This window comes from Streptomyces sp. NBC_00829 (assembly GCF_045161795.1).
GTDB lineage: Bacteria > Actinomycetota > Actinomycetes > Streptomycetales > Streptomycetaceae > Streptomyces.
Map to the genome: position 1 here is coordinate 2,459,011 of NZ_CP108867.1, position 16,874 is coordinate 2,475,884.

Genomic DNA, 16,874 nt, shown 5'->3' on the forward strand with positions numbered 1-16,874 from the left:
AACTCCTCAAGGAGCACCCGTGAACACGCAACCCCCACTGCACAGCACCAGATTCGGATTGAGACACAGAACCGCCGCGGCCCTGACCGCGCTGCTCCTCCCACTGGCCGCCATGGTCAGCCTCGCCTCCCCCGCCGAGGCCGCCGCCTCGGCCACCGCCACCTATACCAAGGTCTCCGACTGGGGCACGGGCTTCGAGGGCAGGTGGACGGTGAAGAACACCGGCACCACCTCCCTCAGCTCCTGGACCGTCGAATGGGACTACCCCGCCGGCACCGCCGTCACCTCCGCCTGGGACGCCGACGTCACCAGCTCCGGCAACCACTGGACGGGCAAGAACAAGAGCTGGAACGGCACCCTCGCGCCCGGCGCCTCCGTCTCCTTCGGCTTCAACGGCACGGGCTCCGGATCGCCCTCCGGCTGCAAGCTCAACGGCGCCTCCTGCGACGGCGGCAACGTCCACGGCGACAACCCGCCCTCCGCGCCGGGCACTCCGAGCGCGTCCGGCATCACCGACACCTCGGTGACGCTGAGCTGGACCGCGGCCACCGACGACAAGGGCATCAAGAACTACGACGTCCTGCGCGACGGCACCAAGATCGCGACCGTGACCGGCACCACGTACACCAACACCGGCCTCAGCGCGGGAACGGACTACTCGTACACCGTCCAGGCCCGTGACACCGCCGATCAGACGGGACCCGCGAGCGGCGCCCGCGCGGTGCGCACCACCGGCGGTGGCGGCGACCCCGGCCCGGGACCGGGCTCCACGGTCAAGCTCGGCTACTTCACCGAGTGGGGCATCTACGGGCGCAACTACCACGTGAAGAACCTGGTGACCTCCGGCTCCGCCTCCAAGATCACCCACATCAACTACGCCTTCGGCAACGTCACCGGGGGCCGCTGCGCCATCGGCGACTCCTACGCCGACTACGACAAGGCCTACACCGCCGACCAGGCCGTCGACGGCGTGGCCGACACCTGGGACCAGCCGCTGCGCGGCAGCTTCAACCAGCTGCGCAAGCTGAAGAAGGCGTACCCGAACATCAAGGTGCTCTGGTCGTTCGGCGGATGGACCTGGTCCGGCGGCTTCGGCCAGGCGGCAGCCAATCCGACGGCCTTCGCCCAGTCCTGCTACGACCTGGTGGAGGACCCGCGCTGGGCCGACGTCTTCGACGGCATCGACCTCGACTGGGAGTACCCGAACGCCTGCGGTCTGTCCTGTGACACCAGCGGCGCCGCCGCCTTCAAGAACGTCATGCAGGCGATGCGTGCCAAGTTCGGGACGAACAACCTGGTCACAGCGGCCGTCACGGCGGACGCCTCGTCCGGCGGCAAGATCGACGCCGCCGACTACGGCGGCGCGGCGCAGTACGTCAACTGGTACAACGTGATGACGTACGACTTCTTCGGCGCGTGGGCCGCTCAGGGCCCGACCGCCCCGCACTCCCCGCTCACCTCGTACGCCGGCATCCCGCAGGCGGGCTTCAACTCCGCCGAGGCGATCGCCAAGTTCAAGGCGAAGGGCGTCCCGTCCGCCAAGCTGCTGCTGGGCATCGGTTTCTACGGCCGCGGCTGGACCGGAGTCACCCAGGCCACCCCGGGTGGCACCGCGACCGGGCCCGCCGCGGGCACGTACGAGCAGGGCATCGAGGACTACAAGGTCCTCAAGAACACCTGCCCGTCCACCGGGACCGTCGCCGGCACGGCCTACGCCAAGTGCGGCAGCAACTGGTGGAGCTACGACACCCCGGCCACCGTCGGCTCGAAGATGAGCTGGGCCAAGGGGCAAGGCCTGGGAGGCGCGTTCTTCTGGGAGTTCAGCGGTGACACCACCAATGGAGAGCTGGTCGGCGCGATCAACAGCGGACTCGGCTAGCCACAGCCGAAAGGGGCCGGGGAGAACACTCTCCCCGGCCCCTCTCGGCGTACTGAAAGCCGGGACGGCCCTTAGGCCACATTGACTCGTTGGCCGGGCGGTGCCGCCTCCAGCCAGGCCAGGAAGCCGGTCAGCGCGTCCTCGCTCATCGCCAGCTCCAGGCGCGTGCCCCGGTGCATACAGCCCAGGACGACGGCGTCGGACAGCAGCGCCAGCTCCTCCTCGCCCTCCGGTGTGCGGCGCGAGACGACCTCGATCGCCGAGCGCTCAAGGATCCGGCGCGGGCGGGGGGCGTACGAGAACACCCGGAACCACATGATCCGGTCGCCGCTGTAGCGGGCCACGCCGTACACCCAGCCCTTGCCGGAGAGGTCGGTCTCCTCCGGGACGTTCCAGCGGAGACTGCAGTCGAAGGTGCCGCCCGAACGCTGGATCAGCCGTCGGCGCAGTCCGAAGACGAACAGCCCGACCCCGACCAGCGCGACGACGACCAGACCGCTCACAAGCAGAGCGAGGAACATCTCCACCGACCTCCTCGCATCGTTCTCGTCCTGGTCCCCGCACGCGGTCCCGCGTGCACCTGCATTGCCTCAGCCGCGGCACGGTCTGGATAGTTCCAGCCCGGCCGCGGCTGAGGGTCGGTCTCTCGGGGCAGTGCTACCGCACCGCCACCGCGCGAAGCCGGACATCGGCGCGCCGCTCGGCGGCGTCGTCGTCGCCCGACTTGGCGCGCTCCAGCGCACGCTCGGCGCGCTGGGCGTCGATTTCGTCGGCCAGCTCGACGATCTCCGCCAGCAGCGACAGCTTGTTGTCGGCGAAGGAGATGAAACCGCCGTGCACAGCGGCGACGACGGTCGCGCCCTCACTCGTACGGATGGTCACCGGGCCCGATTCCAGCACACCGAGCAGCGGCTGGTGACCGGGCATGACGCCGATGTCGCCGGATGTGGTGCGCGCGACGACCAGGGTGGCCTCACCGGACCAGACCTGTCGGTCGGCAGCGACCAGCTCGACGTGCAGCTCAGCAGCCAAGGGTGGCTCCTCGGGTCACCACCCGGCGGTTCGGCCGGGTGTTGGGTCAATTCTACGGGGCGTACGAAGAGGGGCGGGACGGACCCCGCCCCCCTTCACGAGCACGGGGCTCAGGAGACGCCGAGCTCCTTGGCGTTGGCCTTGAGGTCCTCAATGCCACCGCACATGAAGAACGCCTGCTCGGGGAAGTGGTCGTACTCTCCGTCGCAGATCGCGTTGAACGCGGTGACCGACTCGTCGAGCGGCACGTCCGAGCCGTCCACGCCGGTGAACTGCTTGGCGACGTGGGTGTTCTGGGACAGGAAGCGCTCCACGCGACGGGCACGGTGGACAACGAGCTTGTCCTCCTCGCCCAGCTCGTCGATACCGAGAATCGCGATGATGTCCTGGAGGTCCTTGTACTTCTGCAGAACACCCTTGACACGGGTAGCCGTGTCGTAGTGGTCCTGCGCGATGTAGCGCGGGTCCAGGATCCGGGACGTGGAGTCCAGCGGGTCCACGGCCGGGTAGATGCCCTTCTCGGAGATCGGACGGGAGAGAACCGTCGTCGCGTCGAGGTGGGCGAAGGTGGTGGCCGGGGCCGGGTCGGTCAGGTCGTCCGCGGGGACGTAGATCGCCTGCATCGAGGTGATCGAGTGACCACGCGTCGAGGTGATGCGCTCCTGCAGCAGACCCATCTCGTCGGCCAGGTTCGGCTGGTAACCCACCGCGGACGGCATACGGCCGAGCAGGGTGGACACCTCGGAGCCGGCCTGGGTGTACCGGAAGATGTTGTCGATGAAGAAGAGCACGTCCTGCTTCTGCACATCGCGGAAGTACTCCGCCATGGTCAGACCGGCGAGCGCGACGCGCAGACGGGTGCCCGGGGGCTCGTCCATCTGACCGAAGACAAGCGCCGTCTTGTCGATGACGCCGGACTCGGACATTTCCTCGATGAGGTCGTTGCCCTCACGGGTACGCTCACCGACGCCCGCGAACACCGACACACCGTCGTGGTTGTTGGCGACGCGGTAGATCATTTCCTGGATCAGAACGGTCTTGCCGACACCGGCACCACCGAACAGACCGATCTTTCCACCCTTGACGTACGGGGTGAGAAGGTCGATGACCTTGATGCCCGTCTCGAACATCTCGGTCTTGGACTCGAGCTGGTCGAAGCTGGGCGCCTTGCGGTGGATCGGCCAGCGCTCGGTGGTCTCGCTGTTCGCCTCGGGGACGTTCAGCACCTCACCGAGGGTGTTGAACACCTTGCCCTTGGTGAAGTCGCCGACCGGGACGGTGATGCCCGAGCCCGTGTTGGTCACCGTGGCCTGGCGGACCAGACCGTCGGTGGGCTGCATCGAGATCGCGCGGACGAGGCCCTCGCCGAGGTGCTGGGCAACCTCGAGCGTCAGGGTCTTCAGCGCGCCGTCGAGGGCCGGGTCGGCCACCTCGACGGTGAGCGCGTTGTAGATCTCCGGCATCGCGTCGACGGGGAACTCCACGTCGACGACCGGGCCGATGACCCGGGCGACGCGGCCCGTGGCGGCGGCCGTCTCAACAGTGGTCGTCATTACTTGTCACTCCCCGCGGTCGCGTCGGCCAGGGCGCTGGCGCCACCGACGATCTCGCTGATTTCCTGGGTGATTTCGGCCTGGCGGGCCGCGTTGGCAAGCCGGGAGAGGCTCTTGATGAGCTCACCGGCGTTGTCGGTGGCCGACTTCATCGCGCGGCGGGTGGCTGCGTGCTTGGAAGCAGCGGCCTGGAGCAGCGCGTTGTAGATCCGGCTTTCGACGTAGCGCGGCAGCAGGGCGTCGAGGACGTCCTCCGCCGACGGCTCGAAGTCGAACAGGGGCAGGATCTCGCCCTTGGTGCCCGACTCCTCGGCCGCCTTCTCAAGACTGAGGGGCAGCAGCCGGTTCTGCACCGGCGTCTGCGTCAGCATCGAGATGAACTCGGTGAAGACGATGTGGAGCTCGTCCACGCCGCCCTCGGCCGTGTCCTGCCGGACCGCCGCGATCAGCGGGCCGGCCACCTTCTTGGCGTCCGCGTAGGTCGGGTTGTCGGTGAACCCGGTCCACGATTCCGTGACCTTGCGCTCACGGAAGCCGTAGTACGAGACACCCTTGCGGCCGACGATGTACGCGTCGACCTCCTTGCCCTCGCCGCGGAGCCGCTCGGTGAGCTGCTCCGCCGCCTTGATGGCGTTGGCGGAGTAGCCGCCGGCCAGACCGCGGTCGCTCGTGATGAGCAGGATCGCGGCGCGGACCGGAGCCTCCGCCTCGGTGGTGAGGGGGTGCTTCGTGTTCGACCCGGTCGCCACCGCGGTCACCGCGCGGGTGAGCTCGGTCGCGTACGGCGTGGAGGCCACCACCTGGCGCTGCGCCTTGACGATGCGCGAGGCGGCGATCATCTCCATCGCCTTGGTGATCTTCTTGGTCGCGGTGACGGATTTGATGCGACGCTTGTAGACCCGGAGCTGGGCTCCCATGAGTCAGGTCCCTTCCGTCGTCACTTGGCCGTGCCGACCGGCGCGTCTTCGCCCAGAAGCTTGCCGTCCGAGGTCTCGAACTGACGCTTGAAGGCGGCGATCGCGTCGCCGATTGCCTGAAGGGTGTCGTCCGACATCTTGCCGCCCTCGGCGATGCTGGTCAGCAGCTCCTTGCGCTCACGGCGCAGGTGCTCGAGCAGCTCGGCCTCGAATCGGCGGATGTCCTGGACCGGGACGTCGTCCATCTTGCCGGTGGTGCCGGCCCAGACGGAGACGACCTGCTCCTCGACGGGCATGGGCTGGTACTGAGCCTGCTTGAGCAGCTCGACCATCCGCTTGCCGCGCTCCATCTGCGCCTTGGAGGCCGCGTCCAGGTCGGAACCGAAGGCGGCGAACGCCTCCAGCTCACGGAACTGGGCGAGGTCCACACGCAGACGGCCGGAAACCTGCTTCATGGCCTTGTGCTGGGCGGAACCACCCACACGGGAGACCGAGATACCGACGTTCAGGGCCGGACGCTGGCCGGCGTTGAACAGGTCGGACTCCAGGAAGCACTGGCCGTCGGTGATGGAGATGACGTTGGTCGGGATGAACGCCGACACGTCGTTCGCCTTGGTCTCGACGATCGGGAGGCCCGTCATCGAACCCGCGCCCATGTCGTCGGACAGCTTCGCGCAGCGCTCGAGGAGGCGCGAGTGCAGGTAGAAGACGTCACCCGGGTAGGCCTCACGGCCCGGCGGGCGGCGCAGCAGCAGCGAAACGGCGCGGTAGGCGTCGGCCTGCTTCGACAGGTCGTCGAAGATGATCAGGACGTGCTTGCCGGCGTACATCCAGTGCTGGCCGATGGCAGAACCGGTGTAGGGCGCCAGGTACTTGAAGCCGGCCGGGTCGGACGCCGGGGCGGCGACGATGGTCGTGTACTCGAGCGCGCCGGCCTCTTCGAGGGCACCGCGCACGGAGGCGATGGTGGAGCCCTTCTGGCCGATGGCTACGTAGATGCAGCGCACCTGCTTGTTCACGTCGCCCGAGCGCCAGTTGTCGCGCTGGTTGATGATCGTGTCGACGGCCAGAGCGGTCTTGCCGGTCTGACGGTCACCAATGATCAGCTGACGCTGGCCGCGGCCGATCGGCACCATGGCGTCGACAGCCTTGTAGCCGGTCTGCATCGGCTCGTGCACCGACTTACGGACCATGACGCCCGGGGCCTGCAGCTCCAGGGCGCGGCGTCCGTCGGTCTCGATCTCGCCGAGGCCGTCGATCGGGTTGCCGAGCGGGTCGACAACACGGCCGAGGTAGCCCTCGCCGACGCCGACGGAGAGAACCTCACCGGTGCGCTGCACCGGCTGGCCCTCCTCGATACCGCTGAACTCGCCGAGGACGATCGCACCGATCTCGCGCTCCTCGAGGTTGAGGGCGAGACCGAGGGTGCCGTCCTCGAACCGCAGCAGCTCGTTCGCCATGGCCGAGGGCAGACCCTCGACCTTTGCGATGCCGTCGCCGGCAACGCTGACCGTACCGACCTCCTCGCGCGAGGCCGCGTCCGGCTGGTACGACTGGACAAAGTTCTCCAGCGCGTCCCGGATCTCCTCCGGCCGGATCGTGAGCTCCGCCATCTGGGTTCCCTGCTCTCCTTGTTGGGCCCGAAGTTTCTTAAGGGGTCTGGGGGCGACCCCCAGGAATCTTCTGCAATCTCTGCACGGCCCAACCGGGCCGCTCGTACTGCTGTGTTCTGTTGCCGGCGGTCAGCCGGCGATGCGGCGTGACGCCTCTTCGAGACGCTCCGCGATCGTGCCGTTGACGACCTCGTCACCGACGCGCACCGAGATCCCGCCGAGGACCTCGGGGTCCACGTCGAGGTTGAGGTGCATCTCGCGGCCGTAGATCCTCGCCAGCGCGGCGCCGAGGCGCTGCTTGTGCTGGTCGGACAACGGCACCGCCGAGGTGACGACGGCGACCATCCGGTTCCGGCGCGCCGCGGCGAGCTTGGACAGGGAGTCGAGTCCCGCCTCCAGGCTACGTCCCCGGGGCTGGGTCACAAGACGGACGACCAGACGCTCGGTGACCGGATTGGCCTTCCCGCCCAGCAGGCTGCGCAGCAGCTCGCCCTTGGCGGAGGCCGGAGCCGACTTGTCGGTCAGCGCGGACCGCAGCTCGGTGCTGGACTCGACGATCCGGCCGAAGCGGAACAGCTCGTCCTCGACATCGTCGAGCGCGCCGGCTCGCTGCGCCACGGTGAGGTCGGCGGTGGCCGCCAGTTCCTCGGCCGCGTCGACCAGGTCACGCGACCGCGACCAGCGAGAGCGCACCATGCCGGAGATCAGGTCGACGGTCTCGCCGCCCACCTGACCGCTCAGCAGGCGTCGCGCCAGCTCGGCCTTGGCCTCGCCGGCCTGCGCCGGGTCGGTCAGGACCCGACGCAGCGAGACCTCACGGTCGAGCAGCGCGGTGACGGCGGCCAGCTCCTCGGCGAGCTTTGCCACGTCGACCGACGTGTTGTCGGTCAGCGCGTCAAGGGACTCGCGTGCGGCAGCCAGCGCCTCGCGGCTCGCTCCGTTCATCGCGTGGCCTCGGCCTTCGAAGCGCCGTCCTCGAGAGCGTCGAGGAAGCGGTCGACGGTCCGGCTCTGCCGGGCCTGGTCCTCGAGGGACTCACCGACGAGCTTTCCGGCCAGTTCGACCGCGAGCGTGCCGACGTCCTGACGCAGCGCCGCGGCCGCAGCCTTGCGGTCGGCTTCGATCTGGGCGTGACCGGCAGCGATGATCTCCTCACGCTGCCGCTGGCCTTCCGCCTTCATCTCCTGGATGATCGCGGTGCCCTGCTCGGTCGCCTCCTGGCGCATGCGAGCGGCCTCGTGGCGGGCCTCGGCGAGCTGAGCCTTGTACTGCTCAAGAACGCTCTCGGCTTCGATCTTGGCCGCGTCGGCCTTCTCGATGCCACCCTCGATGGCCTCTCGACGCTGCTCCAGAACCTTGTTGATGTTCGGGAGGAGCTTCTTGGCGAGGAAGCCGAAGACGATGACGAAGGCGATCAGGCCGATGACAAGCTCTGGAATCGGCGGGACGAGGGGGTTTTCCGCCTCCTCGGCCGCGAGCTGAACCAGGGGGTTCACATCAGTGCCTTTCGTCTAGTTGGCTGGTCGAGGATCCGAAGATCACTGGCCGTAGACGAACGGCATGACCAGACCGATCAGGGCGAGCGCCTCACAGAAGGCGAAGCCGAGAATCTGGTTCTGGCGGATCAGACCGGCCGCCTCGGGCTGACGAGCAAGAGCCTGGGTGCCGTTACCGAAGATGATGCCGACGCCGACGCCGGGGCCGATGGCGGCGAGGCCGTAACCGATGGAGCCGAGGGAGCCGCTGACGGCAGCAAGGGTCTGGGACATGCCAGTTCTTCCTTCTCTTTCACGGACCGGTGGGGGTTGGCCACCGGACGACTATGGGTTCAGGGGTGGGCGGTCAGTGGTGCTTGGCGAGCGCGCCCTGGATGAAGCTGCAGGCCAGGAGCACGAAGACGTATGCCTGAACCGCTTGGATGAAAAGCTCGAAGAGGGTCATCACCAGGACCATCACGAACGAGACGCTCGCGTACGCGATGCCGATGCCGTTCAGCAGGTACCAGCTGGCGATCGTGAACAGCAGCAGGAGCGTGTGTCCCGCGAACATGTTCGCGAAGAGTCGGACCGCGTGGGTGAAGGGGCGGACCAGGACGTTCGAGAAGAACTCGATGACCATGACCATCGGCAGAACCGCACCGAGCGACTTGTCGTAGCCGGTCAGGTTCTTGAAGCCGCCGACAAAACCGTGGGTCTTGAAGGTCAGGCTCATCCAGATGACATAGACGATGGCCGCAAGAATCGCCGGGTAGGCGATGATCGCGGTCACCGGGAACTGGGCGAGCGGAATGATCGACCAGAGGTTCATCATCCAGACGAAGAAGAACAGCGAGACCATCAGCGGGACGTACTTCTCGCCGTCCTTCTTGCCGATGACCTCGTAGACGATCCCGCGGCGCACGAAGTCGTACCCGGTCTCGGCGACCATCTGGAGCTTGCCCGGAACGACCTTCGGCTTACGGAAGGCAGCCCAGAAGAAACCCACGATGATGACCGTGCCGAGCAGGGCCAGCAGCATCGTCTTGTTGAAGTAGACGTTGCTGTCCGCGTCGCCGAAGATCGGCTCGAAGAGGAACGAGTGCAGGCCCGGAGCCGGGAATCCACACCCATCGGCATCGAAGATGTGGCAGTCGGTCTCGAAGGCGAGCACCGTCGTCGGGTCAGCACTCACCGCGGGCTCCTTCAGCGTGGCGCATAGGTACGGCAACCTCGTTGTGTCGGCGCGGCGCGCAGCCGCGGTTCGGCACTGGACTGGTGTTACGGATGTGGGGGCGGCTGGCAGGCATGGAGCCTCGCGAATGAGCAGGCGTCAGCTCAGATGCCCGCGCCCGCAGTGCCGCAGTTGGCACCGGACGATAGCAGGATCGCGAACGCGCGCTTATACCGGCCCTACCCCTCACGACGACGACCCCTTGTTCTCGGGCTTGTCGCTCTTCGAGGACTCGGGTTCGACGTAAAGCAGCTTGGCTTTCATGTGGGCACGGGTCTGAGCGGCGATCCAGACGAGGGTCGTCGCGACCAACGTGATCGCGAAGGCCTTGGGGTTGAACAGCGTCGTGTTCTTGAATGCGGCGACAAAGACGAACAGCAGCAGAATCTGCGCCGTGTAGAGCATCAGCCCCATGGCCTGGAACAGGTGCGGAAGCGACCTGGCCGTCCGCTGGAGCACCACGAGGCCGATTCCCATGAAGAGAATCACAATCACCGTCGCGACAAGGGCGCCCACCACTCCTTTGCCGCCCACGACCACACCGCTGATCACAGCGGCGAGAACGCCGGCGCAAGCGGTGGGCAGGGCAGCGTGAAGCAGTGTTCGGGCGTCATTGGACCGCATGGCGGCAGCTCCGCAGGTGGTGGGGGCATGAGTGTCGTCATGGACGAGCGTAGGCCCGGAGCGAGATCGTTCCTCGCGCCAAGGAGCCGTCGCAGTACGGCCCTTCGGCTCTGTCGCCGGGTTTCGTGAACGATATCACAAACTATTTGATGAGGTCTTTACCTAGAGGTGTGCCCACCGTCACACATGAGAGTGAATGCGCCCGTGTGTGCAAGACAAGCCATGACTATGTCTGGTATTAGGCGCCCATATGGGGACTCGTCATCCGCGCGTTCCGGCCTTCCTCCGGTCCGGGAACCGCGAACGGGGGCCGATGGCGGTCGCTCCGTTGACGCCGTTGACCCCGACCGTGACCGCAGTGCGCTCCTCGGGCTCGCTCTGAGGCGTCTCGTACGCGGCCGTCGCCGGCGCAGCCGCCTCGGACAGCACCGTGCGGCGCCGGTAGCGCGGCGGGACGAAGGACTGGGCCCAGAGGGGCGCGCGGGGGGTGAAGCGCGGCAGCAGCAGAAGCACCAGGCCGACCGTGCTCAGCGCGACGACGAGCAGCACGATCCACATCGACGCCGAGTGCACGGAGTACGCGACCACACCGAAGGCGATCAGCGCCGACCAGAAGTACATGATCAGCACGGCGCGGCTGTGCGAATGTCCGATCTCCAGGAGCCGGTGGTGCAGGTGGCCGCGGTCGGCGGCGAAGGGCGACTGTCCGTTCCAGGTGCGGCGGACGATCGCGAGCAACAGGTCGGCGACCGGGATGGCGATGATCGTCAGCGGCAGCAGCAGCGGGATGAAGACCGGAAGGGCCGCGTGCGTGGCCTGACGGGTGCTGCCCTCGAAGATCTTCAGGGCGTCGGGGTCCACCTGGCCGGTCACCGAGATCGCCGCCGCGGCGAGCACCAGACCGATCAGCATCGAGCCCGAGTCGCCCATGAAGATACGGGCGGGGTGCATGTTGTGCGGCAGGAAGCCCAGGCACATGCCCATCAGGATCGCGGTGAACAGGGTCGCGGGGGCGGCCGCCTCGATGCCGTAGCTGAACCAGATCCGGTACGCGTACAGGAAGAACGCCGCGGCGGCGAGGCAGACCATGCCGGCCGCGAGGCCGTCCAGACCGTCGACGAAGTTCACGGCGTTGATCGTGATGACGACGAGCGCGACGGTCAGCAGGGTTCCCTGCCACTGGGTGAGCGAGACCGTGCCGACACCGGGGACCGGGATCCACAGGATCGTCAGACCCTGTATCACCATCACACCCGCGGCGATCATCTGGCCGCCGAGCTTGATCAGGGCGTCGATCTCGAACTTGTCGTCCAGGACACCGATGATCCAGATCAGGGCGGCGCCGGAGAGCAGCGCGCGCGGTTCGTTGGACAGCTCGAAGACGCTGTTCAGGTTCTGCAGATGGTCGGCGACCAGCAGACCGGCGCACAGGCCGAAGAACATGGCGATGCCGCCGAGTCTCGGTGTCGGCTCTCGGTGTACGTCGCGGGCACGGATCTCCGGCATCGCTCCGGTCGCGATGGCGAACTTGCGCACCGGACCGGTCAGCAGATAGGTCACCGCAGCCGTGACACAGAGCGTCAGCAGGTAATCACGCACGGGCTGCCCCACAGGAATCGCTGGCCATCTCAGCCCCACACCCTAGCTCTGGTAGCCACATGCTTGAGGACATATGGGCGACGGGGATGGTTGCACTGCTACGCGGCTACCCCGGATAAGGGGGAAATCTACCGGCCAGCTCACGCACTTCCGCACGGACGGTGCGCGCTTCCTCGCCCTCGTCGCGCATCGCCGCTGTGAACAACGCGGCGATGCGCGCCATTTCGGGCTCGCCCATGCCCTGGGTGGTCAGGGCCGCGGTGCCGAGCCGGATGCCGCGCCCGTCCCCGTAGGGCAGCGCGCAGGTGTCCAGGACCAGTCCGGCCGCGGCCAGACGGCCACGGGCCGCCTTGCCGTCCACACCCAGCGGAGCGGGATCCGCGCTGATCAGGTGGGTGTCCGTGCCCCCGGTCAGCACCGCGAAGCCCTCGGCCTCGAGCCCGTCGGCGAGCACGCGCGCATTGGCGACCACCTGACGGGCGTACGCCGCGAACGCGGGGGTTGCCGCCTCCCCGAAGGCGACGGCCTTGGCCGCGATCGTGTGCATCTGGGCACCGCCCTGGGTGAAGGGGAACACCGCCCGGTCGATACGCTCCGCGAGCTCGGATCCGCACAGGATCATTCCGCCGCGCGGTCCGCGCAGCACCTTGTGGGTAGTGGCGCACACCACATCGGCGTACGGGACGGGGCTGGGGGCCGCGCCGCCCGCGATCAGGCCCATCGGATGCGCCGCGTCGGCGATCAGATACGCACCGACGTCATCGGCGATCTCGCGGAAGACGGCGTAGTCGGGGTGACGGGGGTAGGAGATCGAACCGCAGACGACGGCCTTGGGCCTGTGGTGGCGTGCCAGGGTGCGGACCTGCTCGTAGTCGATGAGGCCGGTGTCGGGGTCGATGCCGTACCCGACGAAGTCGAACCAGCGTCCCGAGAAGTTGGCGGGCGAGCCATGGGTGAGATGACCGCCGTACGAGAGCCCCATCGCAAGCACCGTGTCACCGGGCTTGAGGAGGGCCGCGTACGCCGCCAGGACGGCGGAGGAGCCGGAGTGCGACTGCACATTGGCGTGCTCGGCGCCGAACAGGGCGGTGGCGCGCTCGACGGCGATCCGCTCGGCGGCGTCGACCAGCTCGCAGCCACCGTGGTGACGGGCGCCGGGGTAGCCCTCGGCGTACTTGTTGGCGAGTGGGGAGCCGAGGGCCGCGAGGACCGCGGGCGAGGTGAAGTTCTCCGCCGCGATGAGCTGGAGGCTGTCGCTCTGCCGGCCCAGCTCCCCGAGGATCACCTCGGCGATCTGGGGGTCCTGGCGGCGCAGGGCGTCGAAGTCCCCGCCGGGGTGGGTGATGCGGAAGGCGTCTGGTGCGGCGGTGACCGACATCGTGTGCTCCGGGCCTCGCGTGGGGTGACGCCTCCAATGTAGGCCGGGCACCGCCCCCGCGCCCGGTACAACGGCCGCCCGGTCATCTCGTCGGCGGGCTCGTCGAGCCCGCCGGTCCGGCGGCACGGAGCCCGGGGGCAGGGGGCCGGGGCGCGGCCCTACTGCCGCGCGGGTACGCCCGTCAGCGCCGTGACCACCGGATCCAGCGCCTGATTGATCTCGTCCCCGATCGACCGGAAGAAGGTGATCGGTGCGCCGTACGGGTCGTACACCTCGTCCGCGTCCGGGCTCGGCGCCAGCAGCCATCCGCGCAGCGCAGCCGCCGCCCGCACGAGCGCGCGAGCGCGCTCCACGACGCCCTCACGCGGGTCCGGCAACGTTGCCGGGTCTATCGCGCGCACCAGACGCGTGAACTCCTTGAGCGTGAAGGTGCGCAGGCCCGCCGAGTGGCCCATCGAGATCACCTGCGCCCGGTGGTCCCTGGTCGCCGTCAGGACCAGGTCTGCCCGGATCACATGCTCGTCGAGCAGTTCGCGCCCCACGAAGCCGCTGGCGTCCGCACCGAAGTCGGCCAGGACGATCTCCGCGTTGGCCTCCATCGGGGCGCCCTCGTGGCCCCAGGTGCCCGCGCTCTCCACGATCACGCCGCCCGTGAGCGGGTCGCCGAGGCGGTCGCTCAGGGCATGCCGCGTCAGCCGCTCGGTGATCGGCGAGCGGCACACGTTTCCGGTGCTGACGTGGAGGATGCGGAAAGTGCAGTTGCTGCCGACGGATTCCGCTATGCCACGCCCCTCAGGGGCGGTCAACTGGCCACCTCGAGGTCGGGTACGACTTTGCGCAGTTCGTCCGGCGAGAGCGCGCCCTCGCGCAGCAGCACCGGCACCTTGCCCGTGACATCGACGATCGAGGACGGGACGTTGCCCGGGGTCGGGCCGCCGTCGAGGTAGACCGATACGGAGTCGCCGAGCATCTCCTGGGCGGCGTCGCAGTCCTCCGGCGCGGGGTGCCCGGTCAGGTTGGCGCTGGAGACCGCCATCGGGCCGACCTCGGTGAGCAGCTCGATCGCGACCGGGTGCAGCGGCATCCGGATCGCGACCGTGCCACGGGTGTCCCCGAGGTCCCACTGGAGCGAGGGCTGGTGCTTGGCGACAAGCGTCAGCGCACCCGGCCAGAAGGCGTCGACGAGCTCCCACGCCTGCTCGGAGAAGTCGGTGACCAGGCCGTGCAGGGTGTTCGGGGAGCCGATGAGGACGGGCGTGGGCATATGGCGGCCACGCCCCTTGGCCGCCAGCAGGTCGGCGACGGCCTCGGAGCCGAAGGCGTCCGCACCGATGCCGTACACGGTGTCGGTGGGCAGCACGACCAGCTCGCCGCGTCGGACGGCGGATGCGGCTTCACGCAGACCGGTGATGCGATCCGTCGCGTCGTTGCAGTCGTATCGCCGAGCCATCAGCGGGCCTCCTCGTACACAAACGTGGTCATGGCGTTGCCTTGCGCGCGGTCGCGAAGCGCGGCCGCTTGTTCAGGTCGGGGTGGTCGGCCGCGTCCGCCCAGCCGGCCTCTTCACTGAAGATCCACGGCACCTGGCCGCCCTGCGTGTCCGCATGCTCGATGACGACAAGGCCGCCGGGCCGCAGCAGCCGGTGCGCCGTGCGCTCGATGCCACGGATGGTGTCGAGGCCGTCCTCACCGGAGAAGAGAGCCATGTCCGGGTCGTGGTCGCGTGCCTCGGGGGCGACATACTCCCACTCCGTGAGCGGGATGTACGGCGGATTGGAGATGACCAGGTCGACCTGCCCGTCCAGCTCCGGCAGGGCGGACATCGCGTCGCCCTGGTGGACGGTGACGCGCGAGCCCTCGGCGTTCTTGCGGGTCCATCTCAGCGCGTCCTCGGAGAGCTCGACGCCGTGCACACGCGAGCGCGGCACCTCCTGCGCCATGGCCAGCGCGATCGCGCCCGATCCCGTGCACAGGTCGACGATGAGCGGCTCGACGACATCCATCGCCCGTACGGCGTCTATGGCCCAGCCGACGACCGACTCGGTCTCCGGGCGCGGGATGAAGACCCCCGGCCCCACCTGGAGCTCCAGATAGCGGAAGAAGACGCGCCCGGTGATGTGCTGCAGCGGCTCACGGGCCTCGCGGCGGGCCACGGCCTCCCAGTAGCGGGCGTCGAAGTCGGTGTCCTTGACGTTGTGCAGCTCTCCCCGCTTCACACCGTGGACGAACGCGGCGAGCTCCTCCGCGTCGAAGCGCGGTGAGGGTACGCCTGCGTCGGCCAGCCGCTGGGTGGCCTGCGCCACCTCGGCAAGCAGCACAGATCGGGGGGACGGGGGTCGTCCCCCGGGAGATAGCTGCACGCTGGTCCTCCGGGCTGGTGCGGTGTGCTGGGCTTACTGGGCGGCGGCGAGCTTCGCGGCGGAGTCGGCGTCGACGCACGCCTGGATCACCGGGTCCAGGTCCCCGTCGAGCACCTGGTCCAAGTTGTACGCCTTGAAGCCGACTCGGTGGTCCGAGATGCGGTTTTCCGGGAAGTTGTACGTACGGATCTTCTCCGACCGGTCAACCGTGCGGACCTGGCTGCGGCGGGCGTCCGCGGCCTCCTTCTCCGCTTCCTCCTGCGCGGCCGCGAGCAGCCTGGAGCGCAGGATACGCATTGCCTGCTCCTTGTTCTGAAGCTGACTCTTCTCGTTCTGGCAGGAGGCGACGATTCCGGTCGGCAGATGCGTGATGCGCACCGCGGAGTCGGTGGTGTTGACGGACTGCCCGCCGGGCCCGGAGGAGCGGTAGACGTCGATGCGCAGATCATTGGCGTGGATCTCGACGTCGATCTCCTCGGCCTCGGGCGTGACCAGCACACCGGCGGCGGAGGTGTGGATACGGCCCTGGGACTCGGTGGCGGGCACGCGCTGCACGCGGTGCACTCCGCCCTCGTACTTCAGCCGCGCCCAGACGCCCTGTCCGGGCTCCGTGGCGCCGTTGCCGCCCTTGGTCTTCACCGCGACCTGGACGTCCTTGTAGCCGCCCAGCTCGGACTCGGTGGCGTCGATGATCTCGGTCTTCCAGCCCACGCGCTCCGCGTAGCGCAGATACATCCGCAGCAGGTCGCCGGCGAACAGCGCCGACTCGTCGCCGCCCGCGCCCGCCTTGACCTCAAGGATGACGTCCTTGTCGTCGCTGGGGTCGCGGGGCACGAGCAGCAGCCGCAGCTTCTCGGTGATCTCCTCGCGCTGCTTCTCCAGGACCTTGACCTCGGCGGCGAAGTCCGGGTCGTCGGCGCCGAGTTCACGCGCGGTGGAGATGTCGTCCCCGGTCTGCTTCCAGGAGCGGTACGTGCCCACGATCGGGGTCAGCTCGGCGTAGCGCTTGTTGAGCTTGCGCGCGTTCGCCTGGTCCGTGTGGACCGAAGGGTCGGCGAGCTTCTTCTCGAGATCGGCGTGTTCGCCGATCAGTTCCTCGACCGCCTCGAACATTCGGGGGCTCCTGGTATTTCGTACGCGAAGGGGGCTGCTCAGAACGGACAAAGCGCCGGCCTCGGCCACCCCGGACAGGGGTGGCCGAGGGCCGGCG

The 16,874-nt window shown here is 68.3% G+C and carries 17 protein-coding genes; 1 reads left to right on the plus strand and 16 read right to left on the minus strand.

Going from position 1 to position 16,874, the window contains the following annotated elements; translation table 11 throughout:
* Window positions 1-112: 112 nt before the first annotated feature.
* Window positions 113-1,879, plus strand: coding sequence for a glycosyl hydrolase family 18 protein (locus OG293_RS10100; RefSeq protein ID WP_406003550.1), 1,767 nt, complete (start codon window positions 113-115; stop codon window positions 1,877-1,879).
* Window positions 1,880-1,950: 71 nt separating this feature from the next.
* Here the strand turns inward: OG293_RS10100 and OG293_RS10105 are convergent, their stop codons facing one another.
* The 16 genes from OG293_RS10105 to prfA all read right to left on the minus strand — a co-directional run bounded on the left by OG293_RS10105 (window position 1,951) and on the right by prfA (window position 16,777).
* Window positions 1,951-2,400 carry a DUF2550 domain-containing protein gene (locus OG293_RS10105; RefSeq protein ID WP_405998441.1) on the minus strand — a complete coding sequence of 150 codons (450 nt, stop codon included), beginning with the start codon at window positions 2,398-2,400 and terminating at the stop codon, window positions 1,951-1,953.
* Between the two features lie 136 nt (window positions 2,401-2,536).
* Window positions 2,537-2,911 (minus strand): F0F1 ATP synthase subunit epsilon, encoded by a 375-nt coding sequence (locus tag OG293_RS10110; protein WP_405998442.1) that lies wholly within the window; start codon window positions 2,909-2,911, stop codon window positions 2,537-2,539.
* A gap of 110 nt (window positions 2,912-3,021) precedes the next feature.
* Window positions 3,022-4,464, minus strand: coding sequence for a F0F1 ATP synthase subunit beta (gene atpD, locus OG293_RS10115; RefSeq protein WP_405998443.1), 1,443 nt, complete (start codon window positions 4,462-4,464; stop codon window positions 3,022-3,024).
* On the minus strand, window positions 4,464-5,381 hold the full coding sequence (locus tag OG293_RS10120) for a F0F1 ATP synthase subunit gamma (RefSeq protein ID WP_405998444.1): 918 nt from the start codon (window positions 5,379-5,381) through the stop codon (window positions 4,464-4,466). The genes atpD and OG293_RS10120 overlap by 1 nt, the downstream gene beginning before the upstream one ends.
* A 20-nt stretch (window positions 5,382-5,401) precedes the next feature.
* Window positions 5,402-6,994 (minus strand): F0F1 ATP synthase subunit alpha, encoded by a 1,593-nt coding sequence (gene atpA / locus OG293_RS10125; RefSeq protein WP_405998445.1) that lies wholly within the window; start codon window positions 6,992-6,994, stop codon window positions 5,402-5,404.
* A 129-nt stretch (window positions 6,995-7,123) separates the two neighbouring features.
* Window positions 7,124-7,939, minus strand: coding sequence for a F0F1 ATP synthase subunit delta (locus tag OG293_RS10130; protein WP_405998446.1), 816 nt, complete (start codon window positions 7,937-7,939; stop codon window positions 7,124-7,126).
* Window positions 7,936-8,490 carry a F0F1 ATP synthase subunit B gene (locus OG293_RS10135; RefSeq protein WP_405998447.1) on the minus strand — a complete coding sequence of 185 codons (555 nt, stop codon included), beginning with the start codon at window positions 8,488-8,490 and terminating at the stop codon, window positions 7,936-7,938. Before OG293_RS10135 ends, OG293_RS10130 begins: the two co-directional genes overlap by 4 nt.
* Before the next feature lie 42 nt (window positions 8,491-8,532).
* A complete protein-coding gene (gene atpE, locus OG293_RS10140; RefSeq protein ID WP_405998448.1) occupies window positions 8,533-8,763 on the minus strand; it encodes an ATP synthase F0 subunit C in 231 nt (76 codons plus the stop codon).
* 73 nt (window positions 8,764-8,836) lie between these two features.
* A complete protein-coding gene (gene atpB, locus OG293_RS10145) occupies window positions 8,837-9,664 on the minus strand; it encodes a F0F1 ATP synthase subunit A (RefSeq protein WP_405998449.1) in 828 nt (275 codons plus the stop codon).
* A 225-nt stretch (window positions 9,665-9,889) separates the two neighbouring features.
* Window positions 9,890-10,327 (minus strand): hypothetical protein, encoded by a 438-nt coding sequence (locus OG293_RS10150; RefSeq protein WP_405998450.1) that lies wholly within the window; start codon window positions 10,325-10,327, stop codon window positions 9,890-9,892.
* A gap of 261 nt (window positions 10,328-10,588) precedes the next feature.
* Window positions 10,589-11,926 carry an MraY family glycosyltransferase gene (locus tag OG293_RS10155; RefSeq protein WP_405998451.1) on the minus strand — a complete coding sequence of 446 codons (1,338 nt, stop codon included), beginning with the start codon at window positions 11,924-11,926 and terminating at the stop codon, window positions 10,589-10,591.
* 106 nt (window positions 11,927-12,032) lie between these two features.
* Entirely contained in the window at window positions 12,033-13,304 is a 1,272-nt protein-coding gene (gene glyA / locus OG293_RS10160) for a serine hydroxymethyltransferase (RefSeq protein WP_405998452.1), read from the minus strand.
* Between the two features lie 158 nt (window positions 13,305-13,462).
* Window positions 13,463-14,110, minus strand: a complete 648-nt coding sequence (locus OG293_RS10165; protein ID WP_405998453.1) for a protein-tyrosine-phosphatase — start codon at window positions 14,108-14,110, stop codon at window positions 13,463-13,465.
* Entirely contained in the window at window positions 14,107-14,754 is a 648-nt protein-coding gene (locus OG293_RS10170) for an L-threonylcarbamoyladenylate synthase (RefSeq protein ID WP_405998454.1), read from the minus strand. Before OG293_RS10170 ends, OG293_RS10165 begins: the two co-directional genes overlap by 4 nt.
* Before the next feature lie 28 nt (window positions 14,755-14,782).
* Window positions 14,783-15,664 (minus strand): peptide chain release factor N(5)-glutamine methyltransferase, encoded by an 882-nt coding sequence (prmC, locus tag OG293_RS10175; RefSeq protein ID WP_405998455.1) that lies wholly within the window; start codon window positions 15,662-15,664, stop codon window positions 14,783-14,785.
* A 33-nt stretch (window positions 15,665-15,697) separates the two neighbouring features.
* Window positions 15,698-16,777 (minus strand): peptide chain release factor 1, encoded by a 1,080-nt coding sequence (prfA, locus tag OG293_RS10180; RefSeq protein ID WP_405998456.1) that lies wholly within the window; start codon window positions 16,775-16,777, stop codon window positions 15,698-15,700.
* Window positions 16,778-16,874: the final 97 nt, after the last annotated feature.

Bases quoted from the DNA above. Each gene is read 5' to 3' on its own strand.
- OG293_RS10120 (WP_405998444.1), bottom strand. From the start codon at position 5,381: ATGGGAGCCCAGCTCCGGGTCTACAAGCGTCGCATCAAATCCGTCACC.
- atpE (WP_405998448.1), bottom strand. From the start codon at position 8,763: ATGTCCCAGACCCTTGCTGCCGTCAGCGGCTCCCTCGGCTCCATCGGT.
- OG293_RS10130 (WP_405998446.1), bottom strand. From the start codon at position 7,939: ATGAACGGAGCGAGCCGCGAGGCGCTGGCTGCCGCACGCGAGTCCCTT.
- OG293_RS10100 (WP_406003550.1), top strand. From the start codon at position 113: ATGGTCAGCCTCGCCTCCCCCGCCGAGGCCGCCGCCTCGGCCACCGCC.
- OG293_RS10105 (WP_405998441.1), bottom strand. From the start codon at position 2,400: ATGTTCCTCGCTCTGCTTGTGAGCGGTCTGGTCGTCGTCGCGCTGGTC.
- prfA (WP_405998456.1), bottom strand. From the start codon at position 16,777: ATGTTCGAGGCGGTCGAGGAACTGATCGGCGAACACGCCGATCTCGAG.
- atpD (WP_405998443.1), bottom strand. From the start codon at position 4,464: ATGACGACCACTGTTGAGACGGCCGCCGCCACGGGCCGCGTCGCCCGG.
- OG293_RS10170 (WP_405998454.1), bottom strand. From the start codon at position 14,754: ATGGCTCGGCGATACGACTGCAACGACGCGACGGATCGCATCACCGGT.
- OG293_RS10150 (WP_405998450.1), bottom strand. From the start codon at position 10,327: ATGCGGTCCAATGACGCCCGAACACTGCTTCACGCTGCCCTGCCCACC.
- glyA (WP_405998452.1), bottom strand. From the start codon at position 13,304: ATGTCGGTCACCGCCGCACCAGACGCCTTCCGCATCACCCACCCCGGC.
- atpA (WP_405998445.1), bottom strand. From the start codon at position 6,994: ATGGCGGAGCTCACGATCCGGCCGGAGGAGATCCGGGACGCGCTGGAG.